The sequence below is a fragment of the Paenibacillus lautus NBRC 15380 genome, assembly GCF_004000945.1.
Lineage (GTDB): Bacteria > Bacillota > Bacilli > Paenibacillales > Paenibacillaceae > Paenibacillus_AQ > Paenibacillus_AQ lautus.
This window is the reverse complement of sequence record NZ_BIMF01000002.1, coordinates 418,283-432,620: the sequence shown is the minus strand read 5'-3', so window position 1 is coordinate 432,620 and position 14,338 is coordinate 418,283. Positions and strand designations below refer to the sequence as shown.

At 46.9% G+C, this 14,338-nt stretch carries 16 protein-coding genes; 10 read left to right on the top strand and 6 right to left on the bottom strand.

The annotated features are described in order from the left end of the window. Positions 1–22 precede the first annotated feature (22 nt). Positions 23–613, top strand: a complete 591-nt coding sequence (locus tag PLA01S_RS05280; protein WP_164817316.1) for a TetR/AcrR family transcriptional regulator — start codon at positions 23–25, stop codon at positions 611–613. Between the two features lie 14 nt (positions 614–627). Further along, positions 628–1,038: a hypothetical protein gene (locus tag PLA01S_RS05275; protein WP_127590490.1), complete on the top strand. Its 411-nt coding sequence runs from the start codon at positions 628–630 to the stop codon at positions 1,036–1,038. A 103-nt stretch (positions 1,039–1,141) separates the two neighbouring features. On the opposite strand, the gene PLA01S_RS32430 is transcribed toward PLA01S_RS05275, so the two are convergent. Both PLA01S_RS32430 and PLA01S_RS32425 read right to left on the bottom strand, forming a co-directional pair. After that, complete coding sequence (locus PLA01S_RS32430) at positions 1,142–1,570, bottom strand: cytochrome P450 (protein ID WP_246059341.1); 429 nt, start codon at positions 1,568–1,570, stop codon at positions 1,142–1,144. Beyond that, the gene (locus PLA01S_RS32425; protein WP_246059340.1) at positions 1,470–2,051 is read right to left on the bottom strand and encodes a cytochrome P450 family protein; all 582 of its coding nucleotides are present in this window, start codon (positions 2,049–2,051) and stop codon (positions 1,470–1,472) included. The genes PLA01S_RS32430 and PLA01S_RS32425 overlap by 101 nt, the downstream gene beginning before the upstream one ends. A 142-nt stretch (positions 2,052–2,193) precedes the next feature. On the opposite strand from PLA01S_RS32425, the gene PLA01S_RS05265 reads away from it, so the two are divergent. From PLA01S_RS05265 to PLA01S_RS05250, 4 genes are all read left to right on the top strand, one after another. Further along, a complete protein-coding gene (locus PLA01S_RS05265) occupies positions 2,194–2,703 on the top strand; it encodes an AraC family transcriptional regulator (protein ID WP_127590488.1) in 510 nt (169 codons plus the stop codon). Between the two features lie 345 nt (positions 2,704–3,048). After that, positions 3,049–4,032, top strand: coding sequence for a phosphotransferase family protein (locus PLA01S_RS05260; protein ID WP_127590486.1), 984 nt, complete (start codon positions 3,049–3,051; stop codon positions 4,030–4,032). A 196-nt stretch (positions 4,033–4,228) separates the two neighbouring features. Next, positions 4,229–5,140 (top strand): NAD(P)/FAD-dependent oxidoreductase, encoded by a 912-nt coding sequence (locus PLA01S_RS05255; RefSeq protein ID WP_127590484.1) that lies wholly within the window; start codon positions 4,229–4,231, stop codon positions 5,138–5,140. Positions 5,141–5,378: 238 nt separating this feature from the next. After that, positions 5,379–7,115 (top strand): ABC transporter ATP-binding protein, encoded by a 1,737-nt coding sequence (locus PLA01S_RS05250; protein WP_127590482.1) that lies wholly within the window; start codon positions 5,379–5,381, stop codon positions 7,113–7,115. Between the two features lie 119 nt (positions 7,116–7,234). On the opposite strand, the gene PLA01S_RS05245 is transcribed toward PLA01S_RS05250, so the two are convergent. Both PLA01S_RS05245 and PLA01S_RS05240 read right to left on the bottom strand, forming a co-directional pair. Next, complete coding sequence (locus PLA01S_RS05245) at positions 7,235–8,059, bottom strand: TerC family protein (protein ID WP_127590480.1); 825 nt, start codon at positions 8,057–8,059, stop codon at positions 7,235–7,237. Between the two features lie 273 nt (positions 8,060–8,332). Further along, complete coding sequence (locus PLA01S_RS05240) at positions 8,333–9,247, bottom strand: DMT family transporter (protein WP_127590478.1); 915 nt, start codon at positions 9,245–9,247, stop codon at positions 8,333–8,335. Between the two features lie 128 nt (positions 9,248–9,375). Here PLA01S_RS05240 and PLA01S_RS05235 point away from each other — a divergent pair, with 128 nt between their 5' ends. The 3 genes from PLA01S_RS05235 to PLA01S_RS05225 all read left to right on the top strand — a co-directional run bounded on the left by PLA01S_RS05235 (position 9,376) and on the right by PLA01S_RS05225 (position 12,155). Next, positions 9,376–10,245, top strand: coding sequence for a LysR family transcriptional regulator (locus PLA01S_RS05235; RefSeq protein ID WP_127590476.1), 870 nt, complete (start codon positions 9,376–9,378; stop codon positions 10,243–10,245). 157 nt (positions 10,246–10,402) lie between these two features. After that, positions 10,403–10,996 carry an RNA polymerase sigma factor gene (locus PLA01S_RS05230; protein WP_127590474.1) on the top strand — a complete coding sequence of 198 codons (594 nt, stop codon included), beginning with the start codon at positions 10,403–10,405 and terminating at the stop codon, positions 10,994–10,996. Then, complete coding sequence (locus PLA01S_RS05225; protein ID WP_127590472.1) at positions 10,962–12,155, top strand: DUF4179 domain-containing protein; 1,194 nt, start codon at positions 10,962–10,964, stop codon at positions 12,153–12,155. Before PLA01S_RS05230 ends, PLA01S_RS05225 begins: the two co-directional genes overlap by 35 nt. A 65-nt stretch (positions 12,156–12,220) precedes the next feature. Here PLA01S_RS05225 and PLA01S_RS05220 read toward each other — a convergent pair whose 3' ends face one another. Then, positions 12,221–12,841, bottom strand: coding sequence for a flavin reductase family protein (locus PLA01S_RS05220; RefSeq protein ID WP_127590470.1), 621 nt, complete (start codon positions 12,839–12,841; stop codon positions 12,221–12,223). A 98-nt stretch (positions 12,842–12,939) separates the two neighbouring features. On the opposite strand from PLA01S_RS05220, the gene PLA01S_RS05215 reads away from it, so the two are divergent. Further along, positions 12,940–13,629 carry an ArsR/SmtB family transcription factor gene (locus PLA01S_RS05215; RefSeq protein WP_127590468.1) on the top strand — a complete coding sequence of 230 codons (690 nt, stop codon included), beginning with the start codon at positions 12,940–12,942 and terminating at the stop codon, positions 13,627–13,629. Positions 13,630–13,749: 120 nt separating this feature from the next. On the opposite strand, the gene PLA01S_RS05210 is transcribed toward PLA01S_RS05215, so the two are convergent. After that, entirely contained in the window at positions 13,750–14,289 is a 540-nt protein-coding gene (locus tag PLA01S_RS05210) for an NADPH-dependent FMN reductase (protein WP_127590466.1), read from the bottom strand. Between the last annotated feature and the right edge of the window lie 49 nt (positions 14,290–14,338).

Genomic DNA, 14,338 nt, shown 5'->3' with positions numbered 1-14,338 from the left:
CAATGAGAAGTGGGGTGATGTGTTGAGTAAACGCGAACAGAAATTTGAGGCGAGGCAAGAGCTAATCCTTCAAACAGCTGAGCGGCTAATTACGGACAACGGTTATCATGCCATAAAAATGAGTGATATCGCAGATGCGTTAGAGATAGCAAAAGGTACATTGTATCTGCATTATAAATCCAAAGAGGAGCTTGTATTTGAGCTCATCAAACCTAAAATAATGGAATTCCGAGAGATCGTGGAATCGACGGTTAGCGAGGATTTCCATCCGGTTCAACAGGTGGAACGGATCATAGACGAAGCTTTATCCAGCTCGTTTTTTACCTTCGTGCTGACGAGTTTTCCGGATATGGGTGCCATCTTCGCGGATGCAAAGGCTAAAGAGCTCCAGAACGTTCAGGATGAAGTGATCGCCTGTTTTGAGCGAATCATTGAGCGAGGGAAGAAGGAGCGGGTGTTCACCGAAGATTTGCCGACGCATTTCTCTGCCTTGCAGCTTATGCAATTACTGGATCCCCTCGTGTTCTCCATCCTGGTCAGGGAAGATGGCATGTCACATGCAGATTTTGTGAAGTATACTACGCTTCATTATTTGAACAGCATTCGAGCATAAGGAGTGACATTGGAATGGAATGTAATCCGGCACACAACCAAACGTTGATGACGATTGAAACGGCGGAACAATGGGTGGATCGATCCAATCATAAAGATCTGGAAGGATTGCTTGGCTTAACCGCACCCCAAATTGAGATTGCAGGTCCACGAGGGGCCGGGTTCATGAATAATGCGGACTTGGAGGAGTGGCTGGAACGAGTGAATCTGCAGCTGGCTACGATAAACCGTTACGCCAAGGATGAGTGGATCGTACTGGAGCAGCATGGGACTTGGCTTGATGAGGATGGCCGTATCAAGGGTGAAGCGATCGTATTTACGGTGTTGCACGTAAAGGACCGCAAGGTGCATTCTCTGGCTCGCTATGATGGGAAAGAACAAGCGTTTAAAGCCAGCGGATTGAGCGAAGAGGATATGGTCGGTTAAACGATAACCATTAACGCCTTAAGGAAAAAGTTAGCGGTAGTTGGGATGCGTAAGCAGGTGCGCATGATGTTACCCCTGACTACCGCTTCATATCCTAGTAGTTTTATAACAGCGCTTTGACTTTCCGAATAACGATACGACTGTGAGGAAGAGACGGCATATCGTGAAAGCTGAAGCTTACGTCCTGTACAGGCACTTCATAACTCATCTTGTTCGCGAGGAAGTCCAGACTCTCCTTCATGATCTCGAGCGTAATCCACTCCCCGGCACAGCGATGCCCCGTATGATGATCTCCGCCTCCTTGAGGGATGAAGTTAAAGGGGCTCCCGTTCCAATCGTCGAAACGATCCGGCTTGAACAGCTCCGGCTGCTCCCACAGACCGGGATGATGATTCGTTCCGTATAAGTCGAGGATCGTGAGCACGCCTTTATCAAATGCATATCCGTTCCAGGTAAAATCCTTCCGTGCACGCGCAGGCGCAAAGGGGAAGAATGGGTAGAACCGCCGCGGTTTCCTTATCCAGGAGTTCACCCCTAAGATTGCGGTGCCAGGACATCGTATGCAGGGTACTGCCCTGCTTCGGTTCTATCGTTCCACTGCGCACGTCAACTACGAGCTCTTGCATCCATTTTTCCGCTTTAGCCCGGGCATGTCTTCCTTTCCTATGCTTGATTCCAAAAGCGGCTGTAGCTTCGATCATAGCAGCTAGCCAGCCCGTTTTCTCTTTCACTTCAGCTTCAGGAAGCGATACAGCCGCCCACTCACAGGCCACCCGGCATAACATTTCTTGAGCTTCCTCATAAATCTCGACGTTATCCTCGGATTCCCATCGACTTACAGCCAGTTCCCAATGTTTACGGGTGATTTCTCTCATGCTGCGAAGAGCTTCCCTGGACATCAAGGACATGAACATCGCTTTGCGATGATGATGCTCTTGGTCATCCAGCGTCTGTACACCGTCTTCACCGAACAGGGTTTTCAGCACGCGTTTCGGCGCTGCACCCGTTCTCATCCGATTTGAACATTACTCTCATGTCTAAAGACTGGCCCATCTCGAGTTGAAATATTGGGTCTATCCTTTGCAGGATTCTCATGCTAGCGCGAGAATTCAATTAGATGTACATAACGAAAAATGAAGCAGGAGGGTGAGGATCGTGACAGCAGAAGTAACCAAAGTATATAAAGAACATATCCCGTCAACACGTTTGATCGGCAAACGGTATTCCGATGAGCACCGGAATGCGGCAGGAAGCTTCGCGGACCGATGGGATGAATGGTCCGCCAATGGCTGGTTCGAAGAGATCGGCAAGCTTGGCGCACTGCCTGAATCTGAGGGTTCTTCATACGGAATCATGCGAATGAGCGGAAATCAGTTTGAATATTGGATCGGGATGCTGTTCCCGGAGCACACGGAAGTTCCGGACGGATTTGATTATGCGGATCTGGCGGAAGGCGATGTGGGGATCTGTTGGTTATACGGCAATAGGGATAACGGTGAGCTCTTCGGTATGGAACCCCATAACGCATGTATGGCTAAAATTGCCGAACAAGGCTGGATCTTGGACGAGAACCCGTGGTTCTTCGAACGCTATCACCATATCCGTTTCATGACGCCGGACGAACAGGGGAATGTCATATTGGACTACGGTGTTTATGTGAAATGAGACAAACCATTCGCTTTGTATGAATGAGAGCCACTCGATGGAGTGGCTCTTATTTATTCTTCTGATTCAGTTATGTAAACTACACGCCAGAACCTGATCGCCAGAATTTGTATGTTTCGATGCTTGTTGGCCATTTGTTGGTAAGGCGAGAGGGCGATTGGTACAGGTAATAACGGTATATGCCTTGCGGTTTTGAACTGTTTATAAAGCTGGCTGCCATTATATCACTCTCCTATTCTGTGAAGATGATTTCATATAACATATTAGAGCATGTAAACTATAAATAGAGGTAACGGCATTATAACTCAATCCACTTTAAATTTTCCATAATAGGAGGGCATCAAGATGAAAGAGGGATGGGAACGCTCAGTTCCGCCGATGCAACTAGACATCACACAAATTCATGATATGATGGCACCCGTATTCCCCGGTAAAAAAGTAGCAGCCGCTGAACGGATCGGTACCGGACTTAGCAATACCAACTACAAAATTCGTCTGGAAGACAGTGCAGAGCCTTACGTGCTGCGCTTATTCAGGAAAGGTCGTGAGATTGCCGACAAAGAACTGGCTATCATTCGAAAGGTACGCCCAACCGTTCCTGTTGCTGATTATCTCTATGCCGATATGACCTGCAGCGTATTCGATAAACCATGGGCGGTAATGGAGTGGAAGGAAGGCGATCTTCTTCGTGATGTAATGCGCGACGGAAGCGAGCAGGATCTCATCGCCGCTGCAGCCTCCGCTGGACGCATTCTCGCCAACATACACAAGCACACATTTACGGAGTCCGGTTTCTTCAATGAGGACATGACAGTCCAGGATCCGATGAGGATGGACGGGGAACGGTTTCTCGCATTTATTGAACAAAGCCTCTTTCAGGATCCATGCGGCCAATGGCTCGGGGAAGAGCTGGCTCATTCGGTATGGTCCTTCAGTCGAACGTACAGTCATTTATTGTCGGAGATTGAGGATACACCCGTGCTTGTTCACTCGGACTATAACGGCTTAAATATATTAATGCGGAATGGTGCTGGAGGATGTGAGGTTTCGGCAGTGCTTGATTGGGAGGAGGCTTTTTCATGGAACCGATACGTAGATATAGCCAATATGCTTCGATACGAACGCGATGGATCTGTATTTGAAAAGAACTTTATTCGTGCATATCGTGAGGAAGGAGTGGTTCTGCATGATCACTGGAAAATCCTATCCAAGCTTGAGGATCTGGTTGCCTTGTGCGATATGTTAACCCATTCCAGCTTGGCCACGCCCAATCGAATGCATGATCTACAGCGTTTGATTGCGGAAACCGTTCAGGTTACGAATGGCTGAGGTTTTTTTTGATTCGTAAATCAAAATAAAGAAATTGGATTGCATTATAGATCTTATTTGTCTATAATGGATGTCATAAGTCTATAATAATATTTGTCCATGGCAATCTTCCTTGGGCATGGAGAAATAAACAAGAAGTCATGTCTTCTTGCGCCCTTATTATGGACATTAAAGATCCAGAAAGGTGTTGGTATAAATGAGTGAACAAATGCATGATGTCCTTATTATTGGCGGGGGACCGGCAGGTTTGAATGCTGCGTTGGTATTGGGGAGAGCGAGAAAACATGTGGTGCTGATCGATGAAGGGAAGCCGCGTAATAGAGTTACCCGCGAGTCCCATGGTTTTCTCACCCGTGATGGCATTAGCCCATCAGAATTTCGCAGGATCGCAAGGGAACAGATTAGCGTTTACCCCTCTGTAAGTTTTGTAGAGGATACTGCCGCTTCGGTTACAGGTGTTGATGGTGATTTTCAAATTACAACAGGGCAAGGGACGGTATACCGCAGTAAAAAGCTCCTCTTTGCCGTCGGGAAGAAGGATAGCCCCTTGGATATTAACGGATTGGCAGACGTATATGGAAAAAGTGCCTTCGTCTGTCCATATTGCGATGGATGGGAACTGCGAGATCAGCCGCTTGTCGTGATTGCCAAGGGTGCGGGTGCAGCGCACTTTGCCAAAGTCATTGCAGGTTGGAGTGATCATTATACAATTTGTACCCATGGACCGGATGAACTGACGGATGAACAACGACAAGAATTGGAGGAGCATAACATCCCCGTATTTAGCTCCCCGATTCATCGCATTGAGTCGAACGAAGGGATGGTACGGCAAGTCGTGCTGGAGGATGGAAAGGTTATTCCTTGCACGGGCATCTTTTTCGCGCCGAAGCTGGTCTCCGGCTCTGAATTGCCGGCCGCGATCGGCTGTCAAATCAATGAAGCCGGAAGCGTGGTCATTGATTCCTTCGGTAAAACGAGTGTGCCAGGCGTCTACAGTGCCGGTGATGCAGCCACCGAAATGTATCAGGCCATTGCCGCCGCTTCGATGGGAGCAATGGCTGCGGCAGCCATCAATGGTGAGCTGCTTAACGAACGCTGGAATCATTAAAACATGAATATGCGAAAGGCAGGCTTGGTTAGAATCCATGTCTGCCTTTTTTATATCCGTAGGGGATTTTTTGATTATAAATGATTCTTACACTCCGGGGTGGTACCGTTTTTGGGTATGATGGAGTCATCAAGTAAAAGGAAGGGTGTTTGGAATGAGAAAAACAATCGAGTACATCATGAATCAAGTTTGGAGGGATATGAGCATTTAACCCTCCAACATTATGGAGGAGATATATTTGAATTCTCGAACCAAGAAATTTTTGTCCTATTATAAACCGTACCTTGGGTTGTTATTTGCAGACTTGGCATGTGCTTTTGTTGTTTCGGCAATTACACTGATGCTTCCGCTGTGTATAAGGTATATCACTATTAACGTGTTGGAAGGGGATTCCCCGAATCCGCTGACCCAAATCTATGCAGTGGGTGCTGTCATGCTGGCGATGGTCCTCATTCATACTTTCTGCGATATGTTCATCTCCTATAAAGGACATATGATGGGGGCTTATATGGAGAGTGACATGAGACGGGAACTGTTTGACCATTTTCAGAAGCTGTCTTTTGGTTTCTACGATGAGAACAAAACAGGGCAGCTCATGACCCGCACCACCAATGACATTCTATCGCTAACCGAATTGTATCACCATGGGCCCGAAGATATCGTCATTTCCGTTCTGAAGTTCCTGGGTGCATTCATCATCTTAATGTATATTGACGTGAAGCTTACCCTGATCGTGTTTCTTTTTCTGCCGGTCATGGCTGTGTTTGCTTTTTATTTTAATAAGAAGATGAATGTGGCGCTGCGGGTTAGCAAGGATCGGATCGGGGATATCAACGCCCAGGTCGAGGATTCTCTATCGGGTATCCGCGTGGTGAAGTCGTTTACGAATGAACATGTGGAGAGGAAAAAGTTCGCTTATGCTAACGGGCGGTTCGTTGACAGCAGAAGGGAAGGGTATAAGAGTGAAACCTACTTTCACGAAGGGTTGGTCGGGTTTACCCAACTCATTACCATAGCGGTCATTGTGTTTGGCGGAGCCGCAATCGTGGATGCCTCGCTGGAACTGGCGGATTTGCTGACCTTTTTCTTGTGCATCGGCATTCTGATTGAACCGATCCAGAGACTGGTTAATTTCGCCAGGCTGTATCAGGAGGGCATTACGGGATTCGACCGGTTCATGGAGATTCTGGAGGTAGAGCCGGATATCGAGGATTCTGTTGATGCTGCGGCCATCACGCAGGTTCAGGGGAATATCACATTTCAGAACGTCAGCTTCCGATACAAAGATAACTATGGCTATGTGCTGAAACATGTATCGCTGGACATTAAGCCCGGCGAGTATGTGGCATTGGTAGGTCCCTCCGGCGTCGGGAAGACGACATTGTGTTCGTTGATTCCGCGTTTTTATGAAGTAAGTGAAGGACGCATTATGCTGGATGGACGCGATATCCGGGATATCACGCAGCACTCGTTAAGGAGGCATATCGGGATTGTTCAGCAGGATGTATATTTGTTTGCGGGAACCGTCTTTGATAACATCCGATATGGCAATATGGAGGCCAGCGAGGAGGAAATCATCGAAGCAGCGAAAAGAGCGAATGCCCATGATTTCATCATGGCACTGCCGGACGGTTACGATACGGATATCGGGCAGCGCGGCGTCAAGCTGTCCGGAGGACAGAAGCAGCGGCTCAGCATTGCACGCGTGTTCCTGAAGAATCCGCCGATTCTTATTTTTGATGAAGCGACCAGTTCCCTGGATAATGAAAGCGAGCGAGCCGTCCAGGAGTCGCTGGAACGGTTGAGCAATAATCGCACAACGCTTGTCATCGCTCATCGCCTGACAACGGTACGGAATGCGCAGCGAATCGTCGTGTTATCCGAGGACGGAATTGAGGAACAGGGCACGCATGATGAATTAATTGCCCGTCAAGGCCCTTATGCGAATTTATATAATATGCAATTAACCATATAAGCAGGAAGAAAGGCGATTTGTGAACGGTTTATACACCGTCAGCAAATCGCCTTTGTCTGTTGTTGGATCAATCTATAGATTCAGTTGTTGCGTTGTCCTGTTCCAATCCGAAACCGAATTTATCCTTGAAGCGTTTTTCCAGGCTGCTGGTCTTCCACTTCCTTGATTGCATTGTCCTCGTCTTGCACTTTCTCCTTCGATGAACTAAACCATCCGATAACGGCAATCAGCACAAGAACAATATAGAAGGATGCCTTCCAGATCGAGCTTTCCGGGAAGTGATGGTCGATAAGGGCAACATCCGGATGCGCAAGGGTGATGACTGCAAGTTTGACCCCAACCCAACCGACAATGAGGAATGCTGCCACTTCAAGTCCGGGGCGCTGCTGCAGCAGCTTCACGAAGTAGGATGCCGCAAAACGCATGATGATCAGACCAATGAATCCTCCCAGGAAGATGACGATGAACTGACCTCCGTCCAGGCCGCCGATGTTCGCCAGACCGCTTGGCGGCAGTGCTACAGCCAGTGCTACGGCTGCAAGTATCGAGTCTACAGCAAACGCGATGTCTGCAACTTCCACTTTGAAGACGGTCATCCAGAAGCCGGATTGCTTCTTGGGTTTGTCCGGTTGCGGCTTGGCGTCTTCCGTTGGTTTCTTGCCTTTGATAAAGTGTTTCAATGTGTGATTGATCGAAATGTAGAGAAGATAGAGTGCGCCAATAGCTTGCACCTGCCATACGTCCACCAGGAACGAGATTAAGAACAGCGAACCAATGCGGAAGACGAACGCTCCGAGCAACCCGTAAAATAAAGCCTTTTTACGCTGAGTCTCAGGTAAATGCTTCACCATAATGGCAAGGACCAGCGCATTATCTGCTGCGAGCAACCCTTCCAGTGCGATGAGCACCAACAGTACCCACCCATACTCCAATAAAAGCTCCATACCAATTCCTCCTAGTTGTATAATTGAAGGCACAAAAAGGACCTCCACCGGCAGGTGAAGGTCCTCCATAATCAAAAAGAGACCTTCACCACAGAGTGTGGTAAAGGTCTCGCAAACAACGTATCGTTGCCAACAAAGCCGGGGAACTTTCCCGGAATGACGACTTTGTTGTATCAGCTACTCCCCTTTAATCACGTTCCTGCATAACTGATATCGTCATCAGTTAAGCCGTGATATAAAGATATAAATTTTTGAGGAATAAGTCAAGCTTTTTTACTTGAATTCAGCAGAATACGTCTCCATTGGAATGGGTCTATTCTTGATGGTAGAGCGTCGTCTCACTTTTACATTAACGCTCGATAATACAACACTAAGGAACACAAGGGCAGCACCCACATATTGATTGGAATTCATGATCTCGTGAGCAAACCAGAATCCGACCAATGCCGCGAATACAGGCTCCAGGGAGAATACAAGTCCCGTCCGGGTAGCGGTTGTATATTTTTGGGCGATCGTCTGGAAGATGAACCCGATTGCGGTGCATACCACGCTAAGAACAAGGACAGCAATCCACGAGTGGGTCGTGCTTGGCCATACTGGAGTTTCAAAGAGCAGAGATGAGATGAACGCATACAATCCCGTGAACCCAAGCTGCAGGATGCCGAGGCTTAGCGTATCAACCTTCTGCGCGGCAGTGCTTACCATATTGATATGGAGCGCATAACATAATGCCGCCGCTATGCAGAACAGATCACCAATCTTAAATGTGAAAGGAAGCTGGATGGTTAACAGCGCGATGCCGGTTAAGGCTAGCAAAATACTGACAACCACTTTGTTCTCTATTTTTTTCTTAAATAGAAACGTATGTAATAAGGGGACAAACACCACCGTTAGACTGACCAGAAATCCGGCATTGGATGTGGTCGTGGTCTTCAGACCCAAGGTAAGCGCCGTGAACATGATAAATAATATAAAGCCCAGGAGCATGGCATACCGAATCGTTTTTACGTTAACCTGGCGCAAGCGGGGGAGAAAAATCACTCCTGCAAGTATAAAGGCCAATCCAAAGCGTAGGGCTATCAAATTAAACTCTCCCAGCGAATCCAGTCCCATTTTCATAAAAAGATAGGACGAGCCCCAACAAATGGTGATGAACAAAATCATAAGATCGGCCTTCAGCGGTTTCAAGTTCTTTTTTCCTCCTTCAAGTGATTGAACAGAATCAGTATACTCACGTACAATAGACAAGTAAAACGAATGTTTCTAATAATAAATATGAGTAAAATTCATGTAATAAACGATCAGGAGGAATTCCCTTGAGTATAAATAAATTTAAAGTTCTATTAAAAGTGGTCGAGCTCGGAAGCTTGACCAAAGCCGCCGAAGTGATGGGATTTACGCAGTCCGGTGTCAGCCATATGATCAACAGCCTGGAGGATGAATTCGGCTTCTCGTTGCTGATCCGGAACCGCTCGGGCGCCAAGTTGACAACCAATGGCGAAGAGATTCTGAAGACGATGCGGGAAATTTTGAAATGGAACGAACATTTGGAGCAGCAGGTGGCTTCCATTCATGGAATCGAGCTGGGAACCATTCACATTGGTACCTTCACCAGCGTCGGCGTTCACTGGCTGCCCGGCATTATTCAGGATTTCCAGCGGGATTATCCCCATATCGAGATTCGTTTGGTTGAAGGAGATTATCGGGAAATTGAGGATTGGATCGCGGAGGGCAAGATTGATTGCGGGTTCCTGTCACTTCCAACGTCGGATATATTTGATGCGATTCCCCTGCACCAAGACCCGATGCTTGTATTGCTGCCAATGGAACATCCGCTCCGTTCGGAGGATTCGATTACATTGTCCCAGATTGAGAATGAACCGTTTATTATGCCCAGCCAAGGTTCCGATTATGATGTGAACCGAATGCTGGAGAAGGCCCGGATCAAGCCGGCTATCAAATATACGCTTGGTGACGATTATGCCATTATGGCCATGGTCGAGAAGGGCCTGGGCATCAGCATTCTTCCAGAACTTGTGCTGCGAGGGCAGCAACGGAATATACGGTTGATCGAATTGAAGGAGAAGAGTTTCAGATCGCTCGGCATTGCCGTAAACTCCATGCGGGAAATATCTCCAGCTACGAAGCGATTCTTGAATTATGTTAAGAGCTACCCCAAGCTGTAGCTGCGATAGCGACGCTAAATGAGACTCATACCCGGCATCCAGACGCTATTAGAGGCAGGAGCTTCGTTCATCATATTACACTACATAAAATAATGGGTGTCACAAAATCGCTTGTTGGGATTGTTATATAGGTAAACAGAGAAGGAGGTGAGCTCGCTTGCAGCCAACCATCCCCGGGGAAGCGGAAGGAAGAAGAGAAGCCATTGAAGCGGTTGTAGAACAAGTCAAAGTAGGAGATAAACACGCATACCAAGCGATCATCCTCCAGTTTGAGCGGCAGATGTACACGTACTGCTACTATATTCTGAAAAATCATGCGGAGACTGAAGATGCGGTACAAGAAATTTTTATTCGTGCCTATGAACATCTTCATCAGTACAAGAGACAAGTGTCTTTCTCCGCCTGGTTGTATAAAATGGCCTATCATCATCTGATCAACATCAAAAAAAAGCAGAGCCGTTTTCTTAACCTGATCGAGCATTACAAGGAACAGCAGCCGGTTATGCAAATATCTCAGCATGAGCCGATTGTGTACGAGCTGTTAACCTACTTGACAGCAGAAGAACGACACATATTGCTGCTGAAGGCGGTTGAACAGTATACCTTTGAGGAAATCAGCGACATTATGGGACTTAAGTCGGCAACGATACGAAAGAAGTATGAACGGTTACGACGTAAACTGATAGACCGAATAAGCAAAAAAGGAGAGGTAGCACGTGGGACAATTGCCGAAACAAACGGAATTCGCTGAAATGAATGTACTTGAAGAAATGATACGCGAATCGTCTTTACCGAAGAATAGTTTGAGCTATCAAATCATGAACAGGATTGGAGAACGTGAAATGACAAGAGCATCATCCAAACGGAAACCGAGTGGTTTAAAAAGAACGATACTCGTTGCATCCGCGGCAGCAGTGTTGGGAGGAACCGTGATCGGGTCAGGATTTGTATCGCCGGTGATGGCGGCAAACCTGAAGCAAATCCCAGTGATCGGCGTGCTATTCAAAGGAACCAGCGAAGAAGCAGTTCATACCGCTATAAAGCAAGGAATTCTATCCGAACCTAACTTGAGCGTGACTCACGATGGCGTGACTTTGAAGATAGCTAACCTTCTATATGATGGAACCCGGCTGTCCTTTATACTGGAGCGCGAGGGAGTGGATTTGCCGAATACAGCTTCTCCGTATATAGGCGAAGATGAAACAATAATTGGTAATCCCGATAGCGAATTTATCAAGTCGAGGAAAGTAGCCAAGGAAGACCAGGTGAAAGGATATATCGAAAGACCGCGAATCCTGGTGGATGGACGAGATGTGGAGTATGGAGAAGGGATCTTCGGAACCCATCCCTCAAAGGACAACGCCTATTTGGTTGAGCTTACCAAGGGCTTGGAATTGCCTGATCAATTCGAGCTGACTATTCAGGCCAACGTAACTCAAGTGAATGAAACCTTCGAATTCAAGGTCCCAGTGAATGTCGATAAAAAATCGGTTGTCGTGAAGCCAAACGATGCTACGAAATCGGATGGACAATTCAGTTATACCGTCAAGCAATTGGATATTTCACCGGTATCGACCCGTCTGGTTCTGGACAGTCAAGGTCCGGTTCCAGCTTCACCAGAGCAATCAGGCGATTACAGCGCGAGCATGGTCTATTATGAGCTTGTGGATGATCAAGGAAATGTTCTGAACCAAATAAAATTCGGTTACTTCCATAGCGAACCCAAAACCGAATACCATATCGATGAACTGTACAGTCCTATTAACGGAACTCCGAAATCCATAACAATTAAGCCGTTTACCCTGACCGTAAACAACAAGGATTGGAGCGTAGTCGGTCATGGAAAGAACAGCCACGGGGATAAAACATATCTGAAGGAACTGGAAATGACCATTCCGATTAAGCCATAATAACGTGTAAGTACAGAAGAGGCTCGCATATGCTGCGGGCCTCTTCTTTATTAACTCCACGAATGTTATGTTTCGGCTCGATAGGTTTTGCCTAAAGAATGGCCGAGACCATAATAATGCCGGAAATTATATATGAGCGGACTCCATTTTCCAGGATCAATATGATGTTCATCCAGGATGATGTCGCTATGGGCGTGTACATGGATCGCCTGCGTTTCGACAATGGCAAACATGGAAGAATAGTCAGGAACCCGAATGTTTTTCACTGTCGCCTCGATTTGAATAGGACACTCCATGATGCGAGTAGGCTTTACGGTGACGGAATCCGCAGGAGTTAATCCACTTGTCGCATACTTATCTTTTTCATAAGTAAATCCGTTCTTTGCCTTATAATCAGGAACCGGATATTTTCCTGTATGAGGGGCTAATTTCTCAACATTCTCCCATAAGGAAGGGTCGGGAATGTTGATGACACATTCCGGGTGCCTTTCCAAGTTCTCTATCGCTTTACCCCCGAGTCCGATCCCTAGAATGATATATTCTCCTAGCGCCCAGGATGAGGAGATCGGGCTAATATTTACGGTGTCATCTTCGTTTAGGGTGTTGAGCAAAATAACCGGGGTTCCATAGTATAGGATTTTCGGTTTAATGATGTCCGAGTTGATCATGCCTGTCATTTTCTTCATAAAAATGTTCCTCCCATTAACTGTTCTATCCCAAATCATTGTAAAATAGAAAAGGTTCGATGCTCATCGAAATATGGATTACATCAGGAGGGATAGAGATGAATGCGAATTCGAACATAGCACAAGTAGCCTCACTCGTAAGCGATGCTTCGAGAGCGGCCATTTTAACCGTCTTATTGGATGGGCGATATCATCCTGCAAGCGAGCTGGCGTACATGGCAAAAATCAAACCGCAAACGGCAAGCTTCCATTTATCGAAAATGGTAGCGGCGAATCTGGTCACCGTCGAAGAACAGGGAAGACATCGTTATTACGGAATACGAAACCAGGAGGTTGCCCAAATCCTGGAGACTCTTCTATCGATAACGCCGCCTGTCGAAATAAGATCATTAAACCAAGCTACGGAGCACGAAGCCATACGTCAGGCAAGAACTTGTTACGATCATCTTGCAGGGAGCTTGGGAATCCAATTGACCAACTCGCTGCTTAGCGCAGGGGTCATATCCGAAACGGAAAATCAATTTACGGTTACAGAAAAAGGGGAAGAATTCTTTAAGGCATTTCAGATTGATCTGGAACAAGTCAAGCGAAAACGACGCGCCTTCACGCATCGATGCTTGGATTGGAGTGAAAGACGCCATCACCTTGCCGGCGCATTAGGCCATGCCTTGCTTGAAAGGTTATTGGAGTTAAATTGGATACAACGCCTGCCAAGAACAAGGGCCATAACCATCACGCCTGAAGGCAAGAAGGGATTGAAAGAAACATTCCAGATTGATATGGAGTAGGAACGGGGAAAGGGCTGCGGTATAGACTTATGGTCGCTGAAAGACCTATGGTACCCGAAAAATAAAAAGGACTGCCCTCGCCTCATCGGAAGATGAAGGGGACAGTCCTTGGATCAGAGATTAACGCAGTGTTTTCAATGCTCTGCTCCATGCCAACACTTGGTCAAGCATGCCATTCAGGTTGACGAGATGAAGATCAGCCGGTTTGAACACAGAGCCATTCTCGAAATCAGTGAATAACGAAAGTGCTGGGTGTACACGAACATCCGCTACGGACAATTCGCCCAGAATTCCACGCAGATGTTCGGCAGCACGAGCGCCGCCAACAGAACCGTAACTCACGATACCTGCTGCTTTATTGTTCCATGGCTCACGAGCAAAATCGAGTGCATTTTTCAAAGAGGCAGAGATGCTGTGGTTGTATTCTTGTACGATGAATACAAAACCGTCAAGACTATTCAGCTTATTGTTCCAAGCGGTAGCTTGCTCTGTAGCATCAGCTTCGCCCAAAAGCGGGAGCTTGTAATCAGCGATATCTACGATCTCGTAGTTTGCATCTCCGCGTTCATCAGCGATACGTTTAACCCATTCACCTACTTGTGGGCTCAAACGGCCTTGACGGGTACTTCCCAAAATGATACCGATGTTCAATTTAGACATTCTTGTTACCTCCCGATTATTTGAAATTTATTTTTACCGTGATGTGTTT